Raw genomic sequence first — 18031 nt, forward strand, 5'->3', positions numbered from 1 at the left:
CTATGAAGAAGCAATTATTTGATTGGATGCAAAAAAATGAAGAAACATTTAGTCATATGGCAAAGCAAATTTGGGACAAGCCTCAGCTAGGCTATGAAGAAACTTTTGCGTCTTCATTACAACAAGATTTTCTGAAAAAAGAAGGGTTTGATATTGTTACGCCGATTGGTGATGTACAAACGGCTTTTTATGCACAGTGGGGATCAGGTAGTCCAATTATTGGTTTTTTAGGGGAGTTTGATGCGCTTCCAGGGTTATCACAGCAAGTCAGTTCATTATATTCGCCTGTGGAGGAGGGGGCACCAGGGCATGGCTGTGGTCACAATTTATTAGGAACGGCTGGAGTAGAAGCTGTAGTTGCCTTAAAAGAAGTGATGAAGCTTAACAATTTACAAGGAACGATTCGCTATTATGGATGCCCAGCAGAGGAATTGTTGTCTGGAAAATCGTATATGGCACGGGCCGGTGTTTTTGATGATTTAGATGTAGTCTATACGTGGCATCCATTCACGTTTAACATGACAGCGAACTTCTCTATGCAAGCACTCACTGCCATTGAATTTTATTTTTCGGGTCGGACAGCACATGCTGCTGGTGCACCGCATCTAGGGAGAAGTGCGCTTGATGCTGTTGAATTGACGAATGTCGGAGCCAATTATTTACGGGAGCACGTGCCAGACGGTTCTCGTATTCATTATCAAATTACAAATGGTGGCTTAGCGCCGAATATTGTTCCTGATAAAGCAAGTGTCTATTATTATCTACGCGGAGCAAATCGTGATGCTGTCAAAGATTTAGAACGCAGACTGATTAAGGTTGCAAAAGGGGCAGCGATGATGACAGAAACAGAAGTGCATTGGGAGCTGAAGGCAGGGTGTTACGATACATTACCGAATCTCACTTTGAATGAGCAAATGTTGGCGGCTTGGGACGATCTACCGCCACTATCCTTTACAGAGGACGAGCTTACTTTTGCAAAGTCGCTACAGGCCTCACTAGATTCTTCTGTTCTTGCAGGAACTGCCCAACAATCTTTTGTACCAAATGAAATAAGTAAAGAGGTATTGGTGGAACAGGTATTACATTTTCCACAAACTTTTCGCCAATCCATGCAAGGTTCTAGTGATTTAGGGGACGTTTCGTGGATTACGCCACTTGGTCAGGTATTTACAACTTGTGCTCCATATGGGGTCCAAGTGCATACTTGGCAAGCAACTGCTGCTTTTGGATCTTCGCTTGGTATGAAGGGGATGCATTATGCGGCAAAAGCGATGGCAGGGGCTGCACTTAATTCCTTACTAGATCCAGAAGTTATTAAAAAAGCGAAGGAGGAATTTGTGAAATTAAGAGCTGGGAAACTTTATGAATGTGGTATTCCAGAAGAAGTGAGAGCGCCAAGCACAGTTTTAGGGTGAGGATAATTAAGTGAATAAACGAGGGGCAGGGCAGTCTTCCAAAAATCGCACAAAAAGAAAAACACCGTAAAAAGTTAGATGCATGTCTAACTTTTTACGGTGTGAAAATGAAGCGTTTACTCATATCGATTAGGTTCAGCATTGAGTAATTTTGCAAAAATATCACGTAATGTTTGTACTTCATCTGCTGATAGCATACCAAACATATTTTGTATAATTGCGCTAACTTGCTGACGGGATTCTTCTAAAATATCTTCGCCATCAGTTGTAATTTTCAATTGGGATGCTCGTCGATCTGTTGCATGCTGTGTTTTTTCAATAAAGCCAGCATTAATGAGCTTACTTGTTAAAACAGTGACACCACCTGTTGTCACTTTTAACCGTTCAGCAATGGCAGAAGGGCGTTTTGGTCCCTCCTGCGATAAGTAGTCTAAAATTAAAATATGGGATTTTGAAAAGCCGAGTACATTATGATTATTCCACTCGTTTGCCCACTTACGTTCAATGGAAGATACTACTTCAAACAATGAGGTAATGGCTATTTGTTTTTCTTGATCCATATAAGGTCAACTCCAAAACTGTTTTAACTTTCTTGTGCCAATCTTGTCATCGCGTTTAACTCATATGCACGTACTTTACGTGGAATAAAACGACGGATGTCCATCTCATTGTACCCAACTTGAATTCGTTTTTCATCAATTAAGATAGGGCTTCGTAACATTCTTGGGTGAGCCTGGATGATGGCAAACAACTCTTGAATAGAGAGCTGATCAATATCAACATTTAAATTTTTAAAATCATTTGAGTTAGTTGCGATAATTTCGTCTGTTCCATCTTCAGTCATGCTTAAAATTTCTTTAAATTCAGCAAGTGTTAGTGGATGTGAAGTAATACGTTTTTCTTTATATTCGATTTTGTGATCTTTTAACCATTTTAATGCTTTTCTGGATGAAGAACAGCTCGCTTGTGAATAAATTGTAACTGTCATTCTTCATTCCCCGCTTTCTTTTTTAGGATTATATTTAATATATATCTTATTAGTAAGTTAATTAGGTTATACATATATCTTACTAGTAAGCTATATATAAATCAATAGTTATTTGAAAAATTTTAAACAGAAGTGAATTTTTTTTCTACACTAAAATATACGCACAAAAGAGCGAAAAGTTTCGCAAATTCGGCTTACAATGATGTAAGTTTACTCAATATTAATAATAGAAGCTCATAGAATAAAGAGAGCTGTTCTAATATAGAGAGAAATAGTTAGATTTAATGGAGATAGATATATTGTTAATCCACTGATTATTAATATGATTTAATGCAGATTTTTATGCATAGATAAATAAATTTTTGTTTGAGGTTGAAAAAAGTGTTGCTTTCAAAAGCTTGGCTAGGTAGGGAAACTGATCGGGTAGGTCAGAGAACTGCTCGGGTAAGCCGGGAAACTGATCGGGTAGGTCAGAAAACTGCTCGGGTAAGCCAGGAAACTGCTCGGGTAGGTCAGAGAACTGCTCGGGTAGGTCAAAAAACTGCTCAGGTAGACCAAGGAACTGATCGGGAGAGCCAAGGAACTGCCCGATAGGCCATAGAACCGCCAAATTAATGCTACCCAATCTCGTTTTTAGGTAAAAAAGAGGGCAGCCCCGAGTGATCCATCAATCACATCGGGAACTGCCCATATTGATAATATATTTTTAGCTTTGTTGTCCTGTAGTAAACCAGTCTTGGACATTCCAAACTTTTGTTGCTAAACCTTCATAGAAATCAGGTTCATGGCTTACTAGTACGATTGTGCCTTTAAACTCTTTCATGGCACGTTTTAGCTCTTCTTTTGCATCGACATCCAAGTGGTTTGTCGGTTCGTCAAATACAAGCCAGTTTGCTTCATCCATCATGAGCTTACATAAACGAACCTTTGCTTGCTCACCACCAGATAAAGAACTAAGTGGGCGAGTAATATGCTCCGTTTTTAGACCTGAGCGTGCTAATGCTGCGCGTACTTGTGCTTGCTCCATAGAAGGGAAGGCATTCCATACATCATCAATAGGCGTAATTTTTTCTGCCTTTACTTCTTGTTCGAAGTAAGATGGGTAAAGATAGTCACCACGAATCACTTTTCCATCTAGCGGATTTATTTTGCCTAGCATTGTTTTTAATAATGTTGATTTACCGACACCATTCATACCAACTAGAGCAATTTTTTCCCCACGTTCAATAGCAAATGTAAGAGGAGGAAGGAGTGGCTTCTCCTTGTCGTAGCCAATGACTAAGTTTTCAGCCTCTACTACATAACGACTTGAAGAACGTGCCTCTTTAAAGCCAAATTCAGGCTTTACAGCTGTTTCAGGACGATCGATACGCTCTAAGCGGTCAAGCTGCTTAGAGCGAGATTTTGCACGGCCAGTAGTTGAGTAGCGAGCTTTATTTTTCGCGATGAAATCCTCTTGTTTTTTAATGAAATCCTGTTGCTTTTCATAGGCATCGATATGCTGGCGCTTGTTGATTTCAGCAAGCTCTAAAAACTTTTCATATGTCGCTGTATAGCGAGTTAATTTTGAGAATTCTAGTTGGAAGATAACATCCACTGTTTCATTCATAAACTCTGTATCATGCGAAATTAATAAGAAAGCATGTGGATAGTTCTTTAAATAGTTTTTCAACCATGTAATATGCTCTTCATCAAGATAGTTTGTCGGCTCATCGAGTAATAATACTTTTGGTTTTTCAAGTAATAGCTTGGCTAGTAAAACCTTTGTACGTTGACCGCCGGAAAGGGAAGCAACATCACGTTCTAAGCCGATTGCATCAAGACCAAGACCGCGTGCAACCTCTTCAATTTTCATATCAAGAGAATAGAAATCTCCTGCATCCAGAGCATCTTGCACCTCAGCCATTTGCTCTAGTAAAACTTCTAATTCTTCAGGTGTTGCTTCAGCCATTTTGCCTGTAATTTCATTAAGTTCTTCTTCTTTTTTATATAAAGGAAGAAAGGCGTCACGTAATGCATCACGCATAGTGCGACCAGCTGTCAATACAGTGTGCTGATCTAAATAACCATAATGCGTTCCTGGAAGCCATTCAACCTTCCCAGTATCGTGGATTGCTTGGCCTGTAATGATGCTCATTAATGTTGACTTACCAACACCGTTTGCACCTACAAGACCAATATGATCACCTTCAACTAGACGAAAAGAGACATCTTTAAAAAGCGTACGGTCACCGAAAGAATGACCTAAATTTTCAACTGTTAATATTGCCATATATGTTCCTCCGAAATAGCGGCGCTTTTTTATGACCGCTAGATAATAGTATTAATCAATTGCCTCGGCATAACTTGCGTCTGGAGGCATTAACTTCTTTCAGTGGGTGTTTTGGCACCTGTACCTGCCGTTACACTTCGATACAAAAAACACCTGTACCTGCCGTTACACTTTCGGTACAAAAAACACCTGTACCTGCCGTTACACTTCGGTACAAAAAAAACACTTGCTGAAAGAGGTTATAGTTCTGCTAATTGTTTATTTAATTCCGCTAGCGTTGCTTCCATATTTGCAAGGCGTTGCTCGGCTTTTGCTACTTGATCATTATGACCTGTAGATTCAAGCTTTTCGATATCGCCTTGTAAATTCATATAATCCATTTTTAGCTCTCTAATTTGATATTCAATATCGCTTTTTGATGGCATGATGATTGCTCCTTTATGTGTTTATTTTATAACGAATGCGTATATCAATTATGCCTCGGCATAATTGCGTCCGGAATCGGCTTTGTGTTTAGGCCTGCAGGATACAGGTCAGTTAGCCGTTATCGCATGGATGCGATGATTTTAGGCTAACATCCTTTATTAACTCCTTTTCGATTCCATGACATCCGCCGGAGGCTTTACCTTCTTTCAGCAGGTGTCCAAACGCCTGCTGAAAGAAGGTAAAAGCGATGGAGGTTTTTTTATCCCCCACCGCTTATTAGTTAATATCAATCGGGTACTTATGTTGCTTGAATTCACTTCTTATAATGAAAGATAAGTGAAAGTGAAAAATTCTTCTATATTGTATCATATCCACCTTCAAAGAATCACTAAGTAGAAGCGATATTATGTCGATCGTAAGCGAAATCTAAAAGCAATGACTGTAGTGCTTCATTGTTACTTACTAGATTGAGCTGTCGTTGTTTTTTTACAGCTCGTTCGCTTCGGGCCTCATGTAATAGAAATTCCATGACAGCGTTTTGAATTTGTGATTGCTTCATTTTGCGACCTAGTCCAAGGTGAATAAAGCCGTTCTGTTCGCGAGGGAAGGCATGTAATAGCTCAGCCTCAGTTTGTGCAAGAGTAATACAAGGTACACCATAAGAGGCGATTTTATAAGGTGTATAGTTAGCATTACAAATAATAACATCTGCTTTTGGTAATAGTTTTAGGAGTGCGTTTTTATCACGAAGAATGGCAGTGTTACGACGACTAAGCACCATCATTTGCAAATCATCTGTTGCGTGTCGATAGCTATCATCTATCATCACTGTAATTTGTAGTGGGATTTGTAGCTGCGTTAAGTGTCGAAGAGTACGGTAGGTTAAGTTATGCTCGTCCCCATCCTCAAAAGCAACAACGATATGAGGTGGGTTTTCAGGTATTTTACTGTCTGGTCTATCATCAAAATTTTGAAAAGCTTGTGGTAATGCGAAGTTGAAACTACCACCAATATAATGAGATGGTAAATAATCTTTAACTTCTTGATAGAGTGCTAGCAATACACAGTCACAGGCTTGGCCACCCTCACCCAAATCATCAAAATGAATGATTGTTTTGCAGAATGGTCGTAAATTTTGTACTTGCCAGCTTTCTGAGTTACGACCATCTCTTACAATTAAATCAGGCTGAATACCTTTCATTTGCTTAGGTAGCTCATCGAAATGTTCAAATAAGATTGGCGAGAGGTTTTCATTCATTAAAATTTGAATCCCATCATTTGAAGGGGTTTTTACAAATATGAAAACTTGTTCATTTGTAAGTAGCTTTGCCAGCGTTGCAACCCGTTCAAAAGGATACAGCCCTTTATCAATACAGCTTTCAATAATGAAAACAACCGTCTTTTTTAGTTCCATTGTTTGAGTTTCGTTTTGCAAATGTATCCCATCCTTTCATCCGTCTATTTAAACTATGGTGAATGATGGGCAAGTATGTGTAAAAAATAGGATTATTAAATCAATTTAACCGTGGAATAATTGATAAAAACCTAAAATTAAATGAGTAAGAGCTCTTTCTTTGACCGATAAATAAAGTAGAGTTTGCAAGAAGATACATAGGATTTTTGCAGTTTTTCAGCAAAACTTTTGTTCCGGCACTGTGACTTCTGGAGCAAATAAGCATAGAAGGGGGTACAACCAATGGGAATGCGCGCAGCGATTGTTGTAGGGGCTACTGGATTAACAGGTACCTCTCTTGTAGAACAATTATGTGAAAATGATGAATATGTTTCAGTTACGGTTATTGCACGAAGAGCACCAGCATATTCACATCCAAAGCTAGAAGTGAAAATCCGTAATTTTGATACTTTGGAGGAAAAAGATATCGAATTTGCACATGAGCTTTATTGTTGTTTAGGAACAACGATTAAAAAGGCAGGATCTCGTGAGGAATTTGAGAAAGTTGATTTTGAATATCCGCTAACGATTGCCTCATTAGCCAAAAAACGAGGAATCCCACATATGCTAGTCATTACAGCAATGGGAGCAAATGAAAGTTCTCCATTTTACTATAATCGAGTAAAAGGAAAGCTTGAACATGACCTTATGGAGCTAGGCTTACAGAGACTTTCAATTATCCGCCCATCTTTACTTGTTGGGGAGAGAGAAGAATTTCGCCTAGGTGAAAAGGCGGGAGAGAAAGTTTTAAAGCTAGTAAAGCCGTTATTAGTTGGACCATTAAAGCGTTCAAGAGCTATAGAAGCTTCCCAGGTTGCGAAGGCGATGATAGTTATTGCGTTGTACGGCAATAAACAGCCAGTTACAATTTATCAATCTCAGGAATTGGCTAAGTTAGATTTTCTTGAAAAGCAGGATGGGGATGTTTCAAGGGAGCAATTATTTAATTGGGATAAGCGCAGGTTATCGGGTTCTAGCGATGAAGGCGATAAAGTAAATCGTGAAGTAGTGATTAATCGAGATAAATATAAAATAGAGGAAACCGTTGTTGATAAAGAAGTAAAATTCCGACGTCGTGAGGATAAATAAAGGTCCATCACTGGAATTGGGAAATATCTTTAAGTAGATTAGTTGATTGAAGTGGAGGCTGGGCGACTCCTTGGGGATCAGCGATAGAGGAACGAAGGCTAAAAGCATCACGTCCTGTGATAACGCCTTCTACCAACATCCTGCCGCTGACGCTTCGTTAACACTACGCTTTCGCGCAAAAAACATCTGTTGGCCCGACGCCCTCAGGAAGCTTTGCTCTGTGCGAAAGCGCCCAGTTGGAACGGAAATCAACTCCACGTTATGAGTCGAATATTATTTTAATAACAAGTAATCCACATGCCAAAGTTTCTTTCTAAAGCAATATTTTTTGTGTAGACTCCGTTCCGCCTAAAGACTGAATTTATGGTTTTAACCACTACAATTCTTTCCGTGCCTCTTTTCATTTGTTACAATATTATTGTAGAAATGAATGTGGAGGCAAAGTGAAAATGAAAATTTTACTCGTTGATGGCACGATGTTTGGTCGTAAAACTGGTGCTATTTTAGAGCAAGTGGAGCAATATATTAAAGAATTAGATGCAAGTTTCGAGTTAGAAATTATGCATTTTAGTCAATATAAGCATCAAATTGTAGACGGTTCACCGTTAAATGATGACATGAAGGAAATGATTCAAAAGTTCGAGGAAGCGGATGCGTATATTATCGCTACACCTATTTTCCAGGCATCGATTCCAGGCGTTTTAAAAAATGCATTTGACTTCTTGCATCCGAAAACAATGCGCTATAAGCCAGTATCGATTGTGGCAAATGGTGGTACGTATCAGCACCATTTAGTAGTAGAAAATCAGTTGAAACCAATTTTAGACTACTTCCGTGCACTTGTAACTCCGAACTATGTATACACACACACATCTCACTTTGATGCAGATAATAATATTGTCGACGAAGATGTTCATAATCGTTTACGTGAATTGGCTCGTGTTTTTGTGCAGTATTGTGAAATGAGCAAAACATTGCCAAAAGAACCGATTGATCAACATTAAAATAAAATTCATCCCTTGTGCAGTGGAAGGAAATCACTGTGCAGGGGATTTTTCTTTTCAAGAATCCTTTTACGATGTGATAAAATAGAATTTTAGTGAAACGGAAGGGAGGGCTGCTCATGCAGGACATCGCTATACTAGAAAAACAACGCTGTAGTCTAATATTGACTAATAAGGCGAAGGAAGCGGTAGAGGAATGCTCAGCAAATGAGCATGCCTTTTTTGCCTTACAAAATACATTCACCGTCTATATCGAAAAGCGCAAAGCAAAAACAGTTGGTGAAACATTTTTATCGATTTATTTTAATGCGGAGCAAAATGAAAAGTTAACCGACGTCCTTGCTGAGAAAACAGCCATTATGGATTGTGTGCTAAAGGTTGAAGGATTGCTAGCTACAAATATTCGTTTTGTACATATGCGAGGTCCAATCAATACAAACCGACGCTTACCAGCAGCATTACACTTTGTTACAAGAGCTAACAATGGAGCAGGGATTCCGCTCGATCTTCATAAAAAAATAAGAGAGCTACCGATAGCTGAGGAGCGCACAGAATATGTGAAAAAGCGTATCTCGAGCTGGGAAGGCTATTTAAAAATTCAAGAACGCGATGCGACCGTAGATGATATTCATACAGAGTTTAAGCAAAGCTATTTTAATGAAGATTTTACTAGGCTGACAATTGTCTGCCCTTATATAAAATCGAAGGAATGGAAGAAGCTTGAAGGGTTAAGTGTGAGCATTCAAGGGGTACGCGGTGAAATTGGACAAGTTTTAAAGGCTAATGCAGGGAAGCAGACAATAGAAATTGACTTAAAGCCTTTTGTACAGGATTTAGCACGTAAAGATCAACTTAACCTTCGCTCAAAGCAAGCGAGCTTTAGTAATTTTGCGACATTGAGTCAAATTAGACGATTACGCAATGGTTTTACAAAGCTTGAAAAAGGCGAGGCAGTTAACCCTAATTTAGAGACAATATTATTTGAAAAGCGTCCGACTGTCCGAACAGCAAAGCTTCGAGAGGATATTGTTTTTCACAATAATTTAAACGAATATCAAAGGCAGGCTGTTTTAGGAGCATTGTCTGTTGAAGACTTGTATGTGATTCAAGGACCTCCTGGCACAGGGAAGACAACCGTTATTTCTGAAATTTGTCAGCAAAATGTCAAGGCTGGCTTAAAAACACTCGTAGCTTCGCAATCAAATCTAGCCGTGGATAATGCTTTAGGACGACTTCTTTCCAATCAAGAAATTCGAATTTTACGCTACGGTAGAACGGAAAGCATTGAAGAAGAGGGTAAAAAGTTTATTGAGGAAAATGTTGCACTTCATTGGCGTGAGCAAACTCTCGCAGCGATCGAAGAGGAAATTACAGCCTTTACAGAACGTGAACAAGAACTAAAATCAAGTATTAGCAAGGCTGAAGAAGAGCTAGAAAAGCTTAAGGCATGGCTTGAGGAGTTAACAAAGGAAATAGCTGCAAAAGAACAGGCCGCAATTGACGAGCCAATTTTACAGCAGGAAATACAAGCGTTAAAGAAAGAATTAAAGGCTGCAAAAGCTGAGCAGCAGGAGAGCGAAGCACATAAAGGGCATTACGAAAAACAGTTGGCGCAAATCGAGCCTGCTGTAAAGTCGCTTGAGCAAACCCTTGCTGAAAGCCTATCTACGGAGCAGCTAAAGCTTACTATAGAGGAAACTACTCAAAAAATTGAGCAATATGAAGCGGCTGCGCAATATAAAGAGCTGCAAGAGCAAAAGCAGCATCTAGAAATGCAGTTCAAAGATGTCCAATCGAAATATGAAGAGGAAAATAATCGTCTTCGATTAATGAAGGATGCCGAACAATATGTCAGTAATTTAACGTCCTATGAGCGAATCCAACGATTTCTACAACATTATCAAATTCGCCCATCCTATGTGCTGTCACAGCAGATTAGTCGTTTGCAGCATTTAGAGGATGCCAAAGATTTGGAGGCATGGGCAACCATCAATTCACGTTTACAAAAAGCTATCGCAAAGCTTGAGTCGTTTGTATCTTATGAAGAAAAAGAACGTGCCCTTGCTAAAAGTAGAGTGCAGTCAGTTCAATCGTTTTCGTTGCAAAATCTAACAGGTGTTTTTGCCCAGCTCAATACAGCCTTTCAAGATAATCAAACGCCACCTACCGAGCAAATTGAGAGTTTCTTGCTCGGATTATATATGCGTCGTGATTTTGTCTGGCAAAAAGGTGTAGCTCTCAAACAACAACAAGATCATAAAGATCAGGAGTTTGAGTCCTTGCGTAAAGGTATTGGTGGCTTATTACATCAAGAGTGTGCAATTACAAGCTTCGATGTTCAAAGCTTACAGCGACAATTGCAGCCATTTTTACAGCATACAGAACGACTTCAGCAACTAGCTGAGACATTCCAAATTGATGCTGAGCCAGAAGAGTCTGTAGAGCATTTAAAAATGCTTATATCACAATCGAAATCTTCTCTTCAAACAGCAAGTCAACAGCTTGAGGCAGTAGAACATGCAAATACACAGCTCCTACCAAAGAGAGCGGCACTTCAAACAGCGCAGACTAGCTTACAAGAGATTGAACAACAGCTAACACAATTAGAAGAAAATGTTAAAGAAATTAATATAGCTGGATTAAAGAAGGAGAAGCAGCTCACAGCTTGCACAAAGCTTCTTCAATCAACACCGGAGCGCACTTACGAGGAGGTAGAGGAAGCAATTGCATCCTCGAAGACAGCAATTGTGGAATTACAGCGTAAGGAACAGCAGCTACCTCTTCGAAAAAAATTACAAGAGCAATGGCGTGACAAGCTGCAAAATGCTACCGAATATGATTTAGATGAAATTCGTAAATTATATGTGCGTCATGCGAATGTTATAGGTACAACATGTGTCGCTTCAGCAAGTAAAGAATTTATGGAAAACTACCCGACGTTTGATGTTGTCATTATTGATGAAGTATCAAAGGCAACACCACCAGAGCTATTATTACCGATGCTTAAGGGTAAAAAAGTTATTTTAGTAGGCGATCATCATCAGCTACCTCCACTACTTGGAGACGATACGTTGGAGGAAACGTTAAAAGCAATGCTCGATGAAAATCCAAACTTTGATGGCGCGCAAGAATTAAAAAATTTACTGCGTGAATCGCTGTTTGAGCGTTTATTTAATAATTTGCCACAAACACATAAGCAAATGCTGGCATTGCAGTACCGAATGCATGAGAAAATTATGCACAGTATTACACCGTTTTACGCGAAAGAGGAAAATGGTCTGCAATGTGGTTTACCTGATTCAGATGCAGCACGAGACCATTGTCTAGAAGGACAATTTGTGAATCGTGATGATCATTTGCTATGGGTTGATATACCAACCGAAAAACCTTATTTAGAGGAGCAGGTAAAGGGCGGAACGAGTCGTTACAATGAGGGTGAATTACAAACAATTCGACGCATTTTAATAGATATGAATAAGGCTGTTATTGAAGCTAAAGCAGCGGGACGCATACCTCAGGATGTACAAAAAAGTGTTGGGGTTATAAGCTTCTACGGGGAGCAGGTAAAGAAAATTAATCGCCTTCTGCAACAGGAATTACAGCTACCACATCTTCAATTTAGAACCGGGACAGTCGATAAGTTCCAAGGTATGGAGATGGACGTCATATTAGTTAGTATGGTACGTAATACGCCTAAAGGGGGAGACGTTGGCTTTGCAAGAGATTATCGCCGCTTAAACGTTGCCTTATCTCGCGCACGAGAGCTATTACTACTTGTCGGAAGTGCTGAGATGTTTGCCAAACGGGCGAAGCATCCAGATACACGAGAGATGTATAGCAATCTGTTAGAGACAGTGAAATCCTATAACGGCTTGCGTAATCATGAAGGACAGGTGATGTAGATTGTCAAAATTACAGCAGCGCTTAATGCGAGAAATTCAGCAAAATCGGAATGTTAATATCGTCAAAACCGATGAATGGAGCATCCCGATTCGAACGGTAGAAGTGACCTATGAGCCAGTTCGCCGTTCTACTATGGATGTCCTGATGACAATGTTGTTACTGAGCATACAGGAAGCGGATTTTGCAAACGCACAGGAATTGAGTGAGTTATTGCTAGTCGACCCGTTATTTATTGAGGATCTAGTATCTTTAATGTCTCGAGTTAGTCTTATTGAGCAAACGGAAGGCTTTTATAGACTAACACCTAAAGGACAGCAGCAACTGGAACGTGGCATCTTTGAAGAGGAGCTAGATGTAGAAATGTCCAACCTTTACTATAGCCCATGCCATCTTGCATTTCTTGCTGTCGACGAAGACAATATTGAAGAATACGATGATCTACCAGAGCTATATCGCTATGTGGATGAAGAGGCTGAGAAGCAGGAGAATTTCGAAGAAGCACTGTTGATAGAAGCGTTACAGCAAGAGGATGAAGAAAAAGCTGGAGTTGGGGCATCTCAAAAATTAATTTCAAAAATTGTTCAAACAGACGCTAAACAAATTAATGATATCCCATGCTTTGAATTTGTCCTTCACGATAAAGAACAAGATATTTTGTTCGTTCGTATATGGAATGCGCTCTCAAATCAATGGGATTCCCACTTAGAACAACAGCTTACAAAAAAAGAACAACTACAATGGCGTAAACAATACTTATAAGAAAGAAACGAACGTGTGCAGCGTTCGTTTTTTTGTGCTTTTTGAGGTGTTTGTCGATAAAACACAAAAGTTGGGTGATAAATACAAAAAGTTAGGTGATAAATTATAAAAGTTGAGCGACAAATTCAAAAAGTAAGGCAATAAAATGGTAAAAGACCTCGATAAATTTTTAAGCTTGCATATAGTATTACAGAAAAGTGGGAACAGATGTTGTAAAAATAAAAGTCGGTAAATTGCATCGTCTTGTTCGGAAAAGCGAAGTGGTACTTTCGGTATTAAATAGACTAAAATTAATAGTAACCCGGGTTTAACTTTTTCTAACACTATTAAAGGGGCTGTGAAAATGAAGAAAACAATATTAGCACTTTCTTTAACTACTGCTATGTTATTTAGTCAAGCAAGTATTACGAATGCTGAATCATATGTGGATGACATTTTAAAACTCCAACCGGACATTTCGGAGGAAGAATTGTTGCAGGATGTTCAAATGATTGCTTCAAATACAGGACAATCAGAACAAGTTATTCTTGAACAAATTTATACAGAGTTAAAAGAAGATGAAGCAAAAGGTATTGCAGAAAAATCAGCTTATTCTAAAGAGAAATATGGAGTATCACCTCGTGGTGGAAGTGGAGGGACTGTTAGCATAGGATCTAGTACAAAAGGAAACTTCTATTATACACCATCAGAAACAGCTTATTTAGATCATGGACATGTTGGGATGTATTATACGTCAACAACAATTGTAGAATCAGTACCTTCTGATGGAGTTCGAACAATCTCAACTAGTGCACGCAAAGTCGATAGCTCTGGATCAGTAGTAAAGTCTGTCTCAACATCTACAACAAATCGTAATAATGCTGCGGATTGGGCATACACCCAAGTTGGACAATCATATTCTTATAATTTTGCTACAAACCGTTTAACTGGACATGATGGGGCTAAAAATTGCTCTAAACTAATTTGGTCAGCATATAAAGTAAACGGTAATCTAGACTTAGACGTGGACGGTGGACTAGGTGTATATCCACGGGATGTCCGAGATGCATCAGATACAGTGTTAGTAAGAAATATTTAATTCTATTATAAAGATCGTCTTTAATTATTTAGAGACGATCTTTATTTTTGGGAGGAACTAAATTTGAAAAAAATTATATTTATAGGGATTAGCTTAATAATAATTTTTATAGTTATCATTCTTTTTAAGCAGCAAAATATAAAAGATTCCTCACAATTTTTATCGGCTGAAGACGTTGACAAAGGTTTATTAAAAAATACTAAAGCAGTTATTTATTTATCGACAACAGCTGACCAAGACTTTGATAATAAGGGGCTAAGTTATAGTGTTTTTGTAAAGAAGGACCATTCAACTCAGGCGCTCACTATGAATGGGCTTGAACTAGGGAGTATAGCTGTTGGTAAGAATCGGCTATTATTAGAAGATAAAAATACTATAAGAATTGTAGATGGTGATATTAAACAATTTAATATGGACACCCCACAGTATACCGGTGAACGGACGGGTTATTTACCCTCTCAAGATTTATTTTTTAGTATATATAATAGTGGATTTAAAGAATCGGGATACAATTCAGACGTTCGGTATGGTAATGCTGAGAAAATCAATGTAGACAGTATCCCTTATTATATTTTGATCTCCGGGGTAACGGAAAAAGGGATTAATATACTCACACAAGACTTTGAAACCAAGACTTTTAACTTAAGAGAAGTAACATTTGATAAAGAATTAAAAATTAATGATATTACTACTCTTCAAGAATTAACTATTGATAGCACGCAAGCACTGGCGCCAATTTTAACTGATGAGCATTATTACTATTTAATTTTATCAACTATAATAAGTGAATCTAAGGAAAGTGTATCAATTTATAGAATTAATAAAAAAACTTTAGAACAAGAGAAATTTAAGCTTATTGAATACAATGATGTAGATTTAACGGCTACGATTCCTTATAATTATAAAAATTCAGCAACAATTTCTCAAAATAAGTTATTTTATGCTAATGGATTAGGCGAAATTTATTCTTTTGATTTAAAAACACATGCAGTCTCAAAGGCATTTAAACTCAAAAAAGCAAGTCAATCTAAAATCCGTCACAATGAAGAGACTTATTTTAAAGATGGAAATTTATATGTATTAAGGTACAGTGAAGATAAAAATGGCTACTATTATTTAGAAACTTATTCACTTGATAAAGGGAAGTTGATAGATTCATTTGATATCAATGGTTTGGATGAAATTATCAATCACTCCTCAAGTAAAAAGGTTTATTCGTATGATTTAAAGGTATTGCAATAATAAAATGTGCAAAATTGGCGGCCACACATTAGCTGGGAAATTCATCAAACATGATAAGACCTCTCCTAATGATCGCAGGAGAGGTTTTATGTTATATACATCTTCCATTCAATCACTTCAAAATGTTTGCTAGTAGGGGAGTAGAGCTAATAGAGCTCTTATTTAGTCCTCCTTTAAATTAATTTTAACTCTTTTGCTTTAATTGTTGCCGCTATCCTAGAATCTACGTCTAATTTTGATAAAATTTTTGCGATATATTTTTCAACAGTTCTTTGTGTCACATCCAGTTCGGCAGCAATTGCCTTATTCGTATATCCTAGTGACATTAGTCTTAATATTTTGATTTCTTTTTCGTTGATGCCTCCGATAAAAATATTGTTATCTTGATCCATGAATCTTTTTACATAACTAATAAAATCATTTGGAACGGTCAATTCTTCGTTTAAAGCGGAATAAATTACCCTAAGTAGTTGATCCCTGCTGGCCGTTTTATCAACAATACCATCAATTTTATAATTTAATAATAAGTGGTAATAATCTGTAATGTTACATCCTGTGTAAAGAATAATACGGGCTTCAGGATCTATTTGTTTAATTTCTTCGGCAAGTAGTACACCATTTTTCTGAGGCATATGTATATCTAATAAATAAATATCAAAAAAGTGATCTTGAACTTTTGGCATTATATCAGTGATGTTAGAAGAAATCTCAATTTCTATTTCATCTATGTCCTTCAACAATGTTCTTGTACCTTCTAGAACAACGGGATGATCGTCTAATATTAGTAATTTAATCATAGTATAGTAACTTCTATTTTTCCCCCTTCATAATCTGTGACGCTAATCCCCAAGGAGTCGCCCAGCCTTCACTCTAATCATCTTATATACAAGGCATATGTTTTAACAAATATCATTCGCAACTTTTGGTGATGAGCCATATATTTATATGATTGCATACAATTATGGGGAAGGTAAACATTTATTATGGTTCGAATATTTAAGGGGGATGTCGATAAAACGGAAAAGTTGGGTGATAAATATAAAAGTTAGGTGATAAATTCAAAAAGTTAGGTGATAAATTCAAAAAGTAATACGATAAGATGGTAAAAATCCTCGATAAATTTTTAAACTTGCATATATTATTACAAAAAAGGAGGGGACAGATGTTTACGATTAGTTTATGTATGATTGTCAAAAATGAAGAATGTATTATTGAAAGATGCCTAGATTCCGTTCAACATTTAGTGGATGAAATCAATATTATTGATACAGGCTCAACTGATCGTACAAAAGATATCGTCCGAAACTATACCTCTCGAATTTTCGACTTTACCTGGTGTGATGACTTTGCCAAAGCTCGTAACTTTTCCTTTCAGCAAGCAACGAAAGATTTTATTTTATGGCTCGATGCAGATGATGTGATCACAACGGAACATCAGCAAAAGTTCCTACAACTTAAACAATCGCTTTTTTATCCTAATGTCGATGCTGTTTCAATGGATTATTATTTAACGCTGGATGCTGATGGCTGTGTAGAATCAAGTGAAAAAAGATTTCGTCTCGTAAAACGTGAACGTAATTTTCAGTGGTGGGGTGCCGTCCATGAGTATTTAGATATAACAGGCCAGCTCTATCATAGCGATATAGCAGTTACACATTTGCCAAGAAAAAGTGATATTCATCGCAATATTAATATTTATGAGCATTTGAAGAAAGAAGGGCACCCATTTTCAGCTAGAGAAACTTTTCAATACGCAAATGAGCTAAAGATTCATCAGCGATTTTTAGAAGCAATCAATCATTATAATATTTTCCTAGATTCCACAAAAGGCACCGATGATGAGAATATTCAAGCTTGCTTAAATTTAGCGGATTGCTACCAACAGCTACACGATGCAAAACAAGCAACACAAGCTATTTTACAATCATTATTATATGATCGACCAAGACCAGAAACATGCTGTCGAATCGGTCATTTTTTTATGGAGCAAATGAAAAATAGAGAGGCTATATACTGGTATTCACAAGCATTACAGCAACCTATAGAACAGACAATGGCTGTTCATAAGCATGCATATTCCACATGGCTTCCGCATTTACAGTTAAGTTTGTTATACAATCGCTTGCGTCTCTTTGAAAATGCATATCAGCATAATGAAGTAGCAAGAAAATTTAAGCCAAAAGATCAGCGCATACTAGACAACCGAAAACACTTGTTAAGTCAGTTAAAGAAGTAAGATCGTCATGGGAAGGGAACATCAATAAAATTTATATATATACCGTAACCAATTAACACCGATACAAAAACAATAATTGTCATACAAATCACATTCCGTGGTCTGAAAGTTCGAGCATCCATTCATTCATCCCCTTTCTAATTTGTGTACATTCTGTTAACTCAAC

Annotated in this window: 15 protein-coding genes; 8 read left to right on the top strand and 7 right to left on the bottom strand. The window is 37.7% G+C overall.

Annotated elements, in window-relative coordinates:
* Positions 1–2 precede the first annotated feature (2 nt).
* A complete protein-coding gene (locus ACZ11_RS17800) occupies positions 3–1415 on the top strand; it encodes an amidohydrolase (RefSeq protein ID WP_049667885.1) in 1413 nt (470 codons plus the stop codon).
* A 116-nt stretch (positions 1416–1531) separates the two neighbouring features.
* Here the strand turns inward: ACZ11_RS17800 and ACZ11_RS17805 are convergent, their stop codons facing one another.
* The 6 genes from ACZ11_RS17805 to ACZ11_RS17830 form a co-directional block, all read right to left on the bottom strand.
* Complete coding sequence (locus ACZ11_RS17805; RefSeq protein WP_049667886.1) at positions 1532–1975, bottom strand: MarR family winged helix-turn-helix transcriptional regulator; 444 nt, start codon at positions 1973–1975, stop codon at positions 1532–1534.
* 23 nt (positions 1976–1998) lie between these two features.
* A complete protein-coding gene (gene spx, locus ACZ11_RS17810) occupies positions 1999–2403 on the bottom strand; it encodes a transcriptional regulator Spx (protein WP_049667887.1) in 405 nt (134 codons plus the stop codon).
* 340 nt (positions 2404–2743) lie between these two features.
* On the bottom strand, positions 2744–3013 hold the full coding sequence (locus tag ACZ11_RS25965) for a hypothetical protein (RefSeq protein ID WP_134008271.1): 270 nt from the start codon (positions 3011–3013) through the stop codon (positions 2744–2746).
* A 96-nt stretch (positions 3014–3109) separates the two neighbouring features.
* Positions 3110–4675 (bottom strand): ABC-F family ATP-binding cassette domain-containing protein, encoded by a 1566-nt coding sequence (locus ACZ11_RS17820; RefSeq protein ID WP_049667889.1) that lies wholly within the window; start codon positions 4673–4675, stop codon positions 3110–3112.
* Positions 4676–4914: 239 nt separating this feature from the next.
* The gene (locus ACZ11_RS17825; RefSeq protein WP_049667890.1) at positions 4915–5100 is read right to left on the bottom strand and encodes an SE1832 family protein; all 186 of its coding nucleotides are present in this window, start codon (positions 5098–5100) and stop codon (positions 4915–4917) included.
* Between the two features lie 389 nt (positions 5101–5489).
* Positions 5490–6536: a PseG/SpsG family protein gene (locus ACZ11_RS17830; RefSeq protein WP_049667891.1), complete on the bottom strand. Its 1047-nt coding sequence runs from the start codon at positions 6534–6536 to the stop codon at positions 5490–5492.
* A gap of 261 nt (positions 6537–6797) precedes the next feature.
* Here ACZ11_RS17830 and ACZ11_RS17835 point away from each other — a divergent pair, with 261 nt between their 5' ends.
* The 6 genes from ACZ11_RS17835 (at position 6798) to ACZ11_RS17860 (ending at position 15629) form a co-directional block, all read left to right on the top strand.
* On the top strand, positions 6798–7643 hold the full coding sequence (locus ACZ11_RS17835) for an NAD(P)H-binding protein (RefSeq protein ID WP_049667892.1): 846 nt from the start codon (positions 6798–6800) through the stop codon (positions 7641–7643).
* A 449-nt stretch (positions 7644–8092) separates the two neighbouring features.
* A complete protein-coding gene (locus tag ACZ11_RS17840; RefSeq protein WP_049667893.1) occupies positions 8093–8647 on the top strand; it encodes an NADPH-dependent FMN reductase in 555 nt (184 codons plus the stop codon).
* Positions 8648–8766: 119 nt separating this feature from the next.
* A complete protein-coding gene (locus tag ACZ11_RS17845) occupies positions 8767–12549 on the top strand; it encodes a DEAD/DEAH box helicase (RefSeq protein WP_049667894.1) in 3783 nt (1260 codons plus the stop codon).
* A gap of 1 nt (position 12550) precedes the next feature.
* Positions 12551–13309, top strand: coding sequence for a hypothetical protein (locus ACZ11_RS17850; RefSeq protein WP_049667895.1), 759 nt, complete (start codon positions 12551–12553; stop codon positions 13307–13309).
* Between the two features lie 343 nt (positions 13310–13652).
* Positions 13653–14387, top strand: a complete 735-nt coding sequence (locus ACZ11_RS17855) for a YiiX/YebB-like N1pC/P60 family cysteine hydrolase (RefSeq protein WP_049667896.1) — start codon at positions 13653–13655, stop codon at positions 14385–14387.
* Positions 14388–14450: 63 nt separating this feature from the next.
* Entirely contained in the window at positions 14451–15629 is a 1179-nt protein-coding gene (locus tag ACZ11_RS17860) for a hypothetical protein (RefSeq protein WP_049667897.1), read from the top strand.
* A gap of 173 nt (positions 15630–15802) precedes the next feature.
* Here the strand turns inward: ACZ11_RS17860 and ACZ11_RS17865 are convergent, their stop codons facing one another.
* Entirely contained in the window at positions 15803–16426 is a 624-nt protein-coding gene (locus ACZ11_RS17865; RefSeq protein ID WP_049667898.1) for a response regulator transcription factor, read from the bottom strand.
* Between the two features lie 365 nt (positions 16427–16791).
* Here ACZ11_RS17865 and ACZ11_RS17870 point away from each other — a divergent pair, with 365 nt between their 5' ends.
* Complete coding sequence (locus tag ACZ11_RS17870) at positions 16792–17865, top strand: glycosyltransferase family 2 protein (protein ID WP_049667899.1); 1074 nt, start codon at positions 16792–16794, stop codon at positions 17863–17865.
* Positions 17866–18031 lie beyond the last annotated feature (166 nt).

The sequence above is a fragment of the Lysinibacillus xylanilyticus genome (genome assembly GCF_001183605.1).
Lineage (GTDB): Bacteria > Bacillota > Bacilli > Bacillales_A > Planococcaceae > Lysinibacillus > Lysinibacillus xylanilyticus.

Coding starts and splice junctions, on each gene's coding strand:
- ACZ11_RS17820 (WP_049667889.1), bottom strand. CDS start 4,675: ATGGCAATATTAACAGTTGAAAATTTAGGTCATTCTTTCGGTGACCGT.
- ACZ11_RS17805 (WP_049667886.1), bottom strand. CDS start 1,975: ATGGATCAAGAAAAACAAATAGCCATTACCTCATTGTTTGAAGTAGTA.
- ACZ11_RS17870 (WP_049667899.1), top strand. CDS start 16,792: ATGTTTACGATTAGTTTATGTATGATTGTCAAAAATGAAGAATGTATT.
- ACZ11_RS17800 (WP_049667885.1), top strand. CDS start 3: ATGAAGAAGCAATTATTTGATTGGATGCAAAAAAATGAAGAAACATTT.
- ACZ11_RS17835 (WP_049667892.1), top strand. CDS start 6,798: ATGGGAATGCGCGCAGCGATTGTTGTAGGGGCTACTGGATTAACAGGT.
- ACZ11_RS17840 (WP_049667893.1), top strand. CDS start 8,093: ATGAAAATTTTACTCGTTGATGGCACGATGTTTGGTCGTAAAACTGGT.
- ACZ11_RS17855 (WP_049667896.1), top strand. CDS start 13,653: ATGAAGAAAACAATATTAGCACTTTCTTTAACTACTGCTATGTTATTT.
- ACZ11_RS17825 (WP_049667890.1), bottom strand. CDS start 5,100: ATGCCATCAAAAAGCGATATTGAATATCAAATTAGAGAGCTAAAAATG.
- spx (WP_049667887.1), bottom strand. CDS start 2,403: ATGACAGTTACAATTTATTCACAAGCGAGCTGTTCTTCATCCAGAAAA.
- ACZ11_RS17845 (WP_049667894.1), top strand. CDS start 8,767: ATGCAGGACATCGCTATACTAGAAAAACAACGCTGTAGTCTAATATTG.
- ACZ11_RS17865 (WP_049667898.1), bottom strand. CDS start 16,426: ATGATTAAATTACTAATATTAGACGATCATCCCGTTGTTCTAGAAGGT.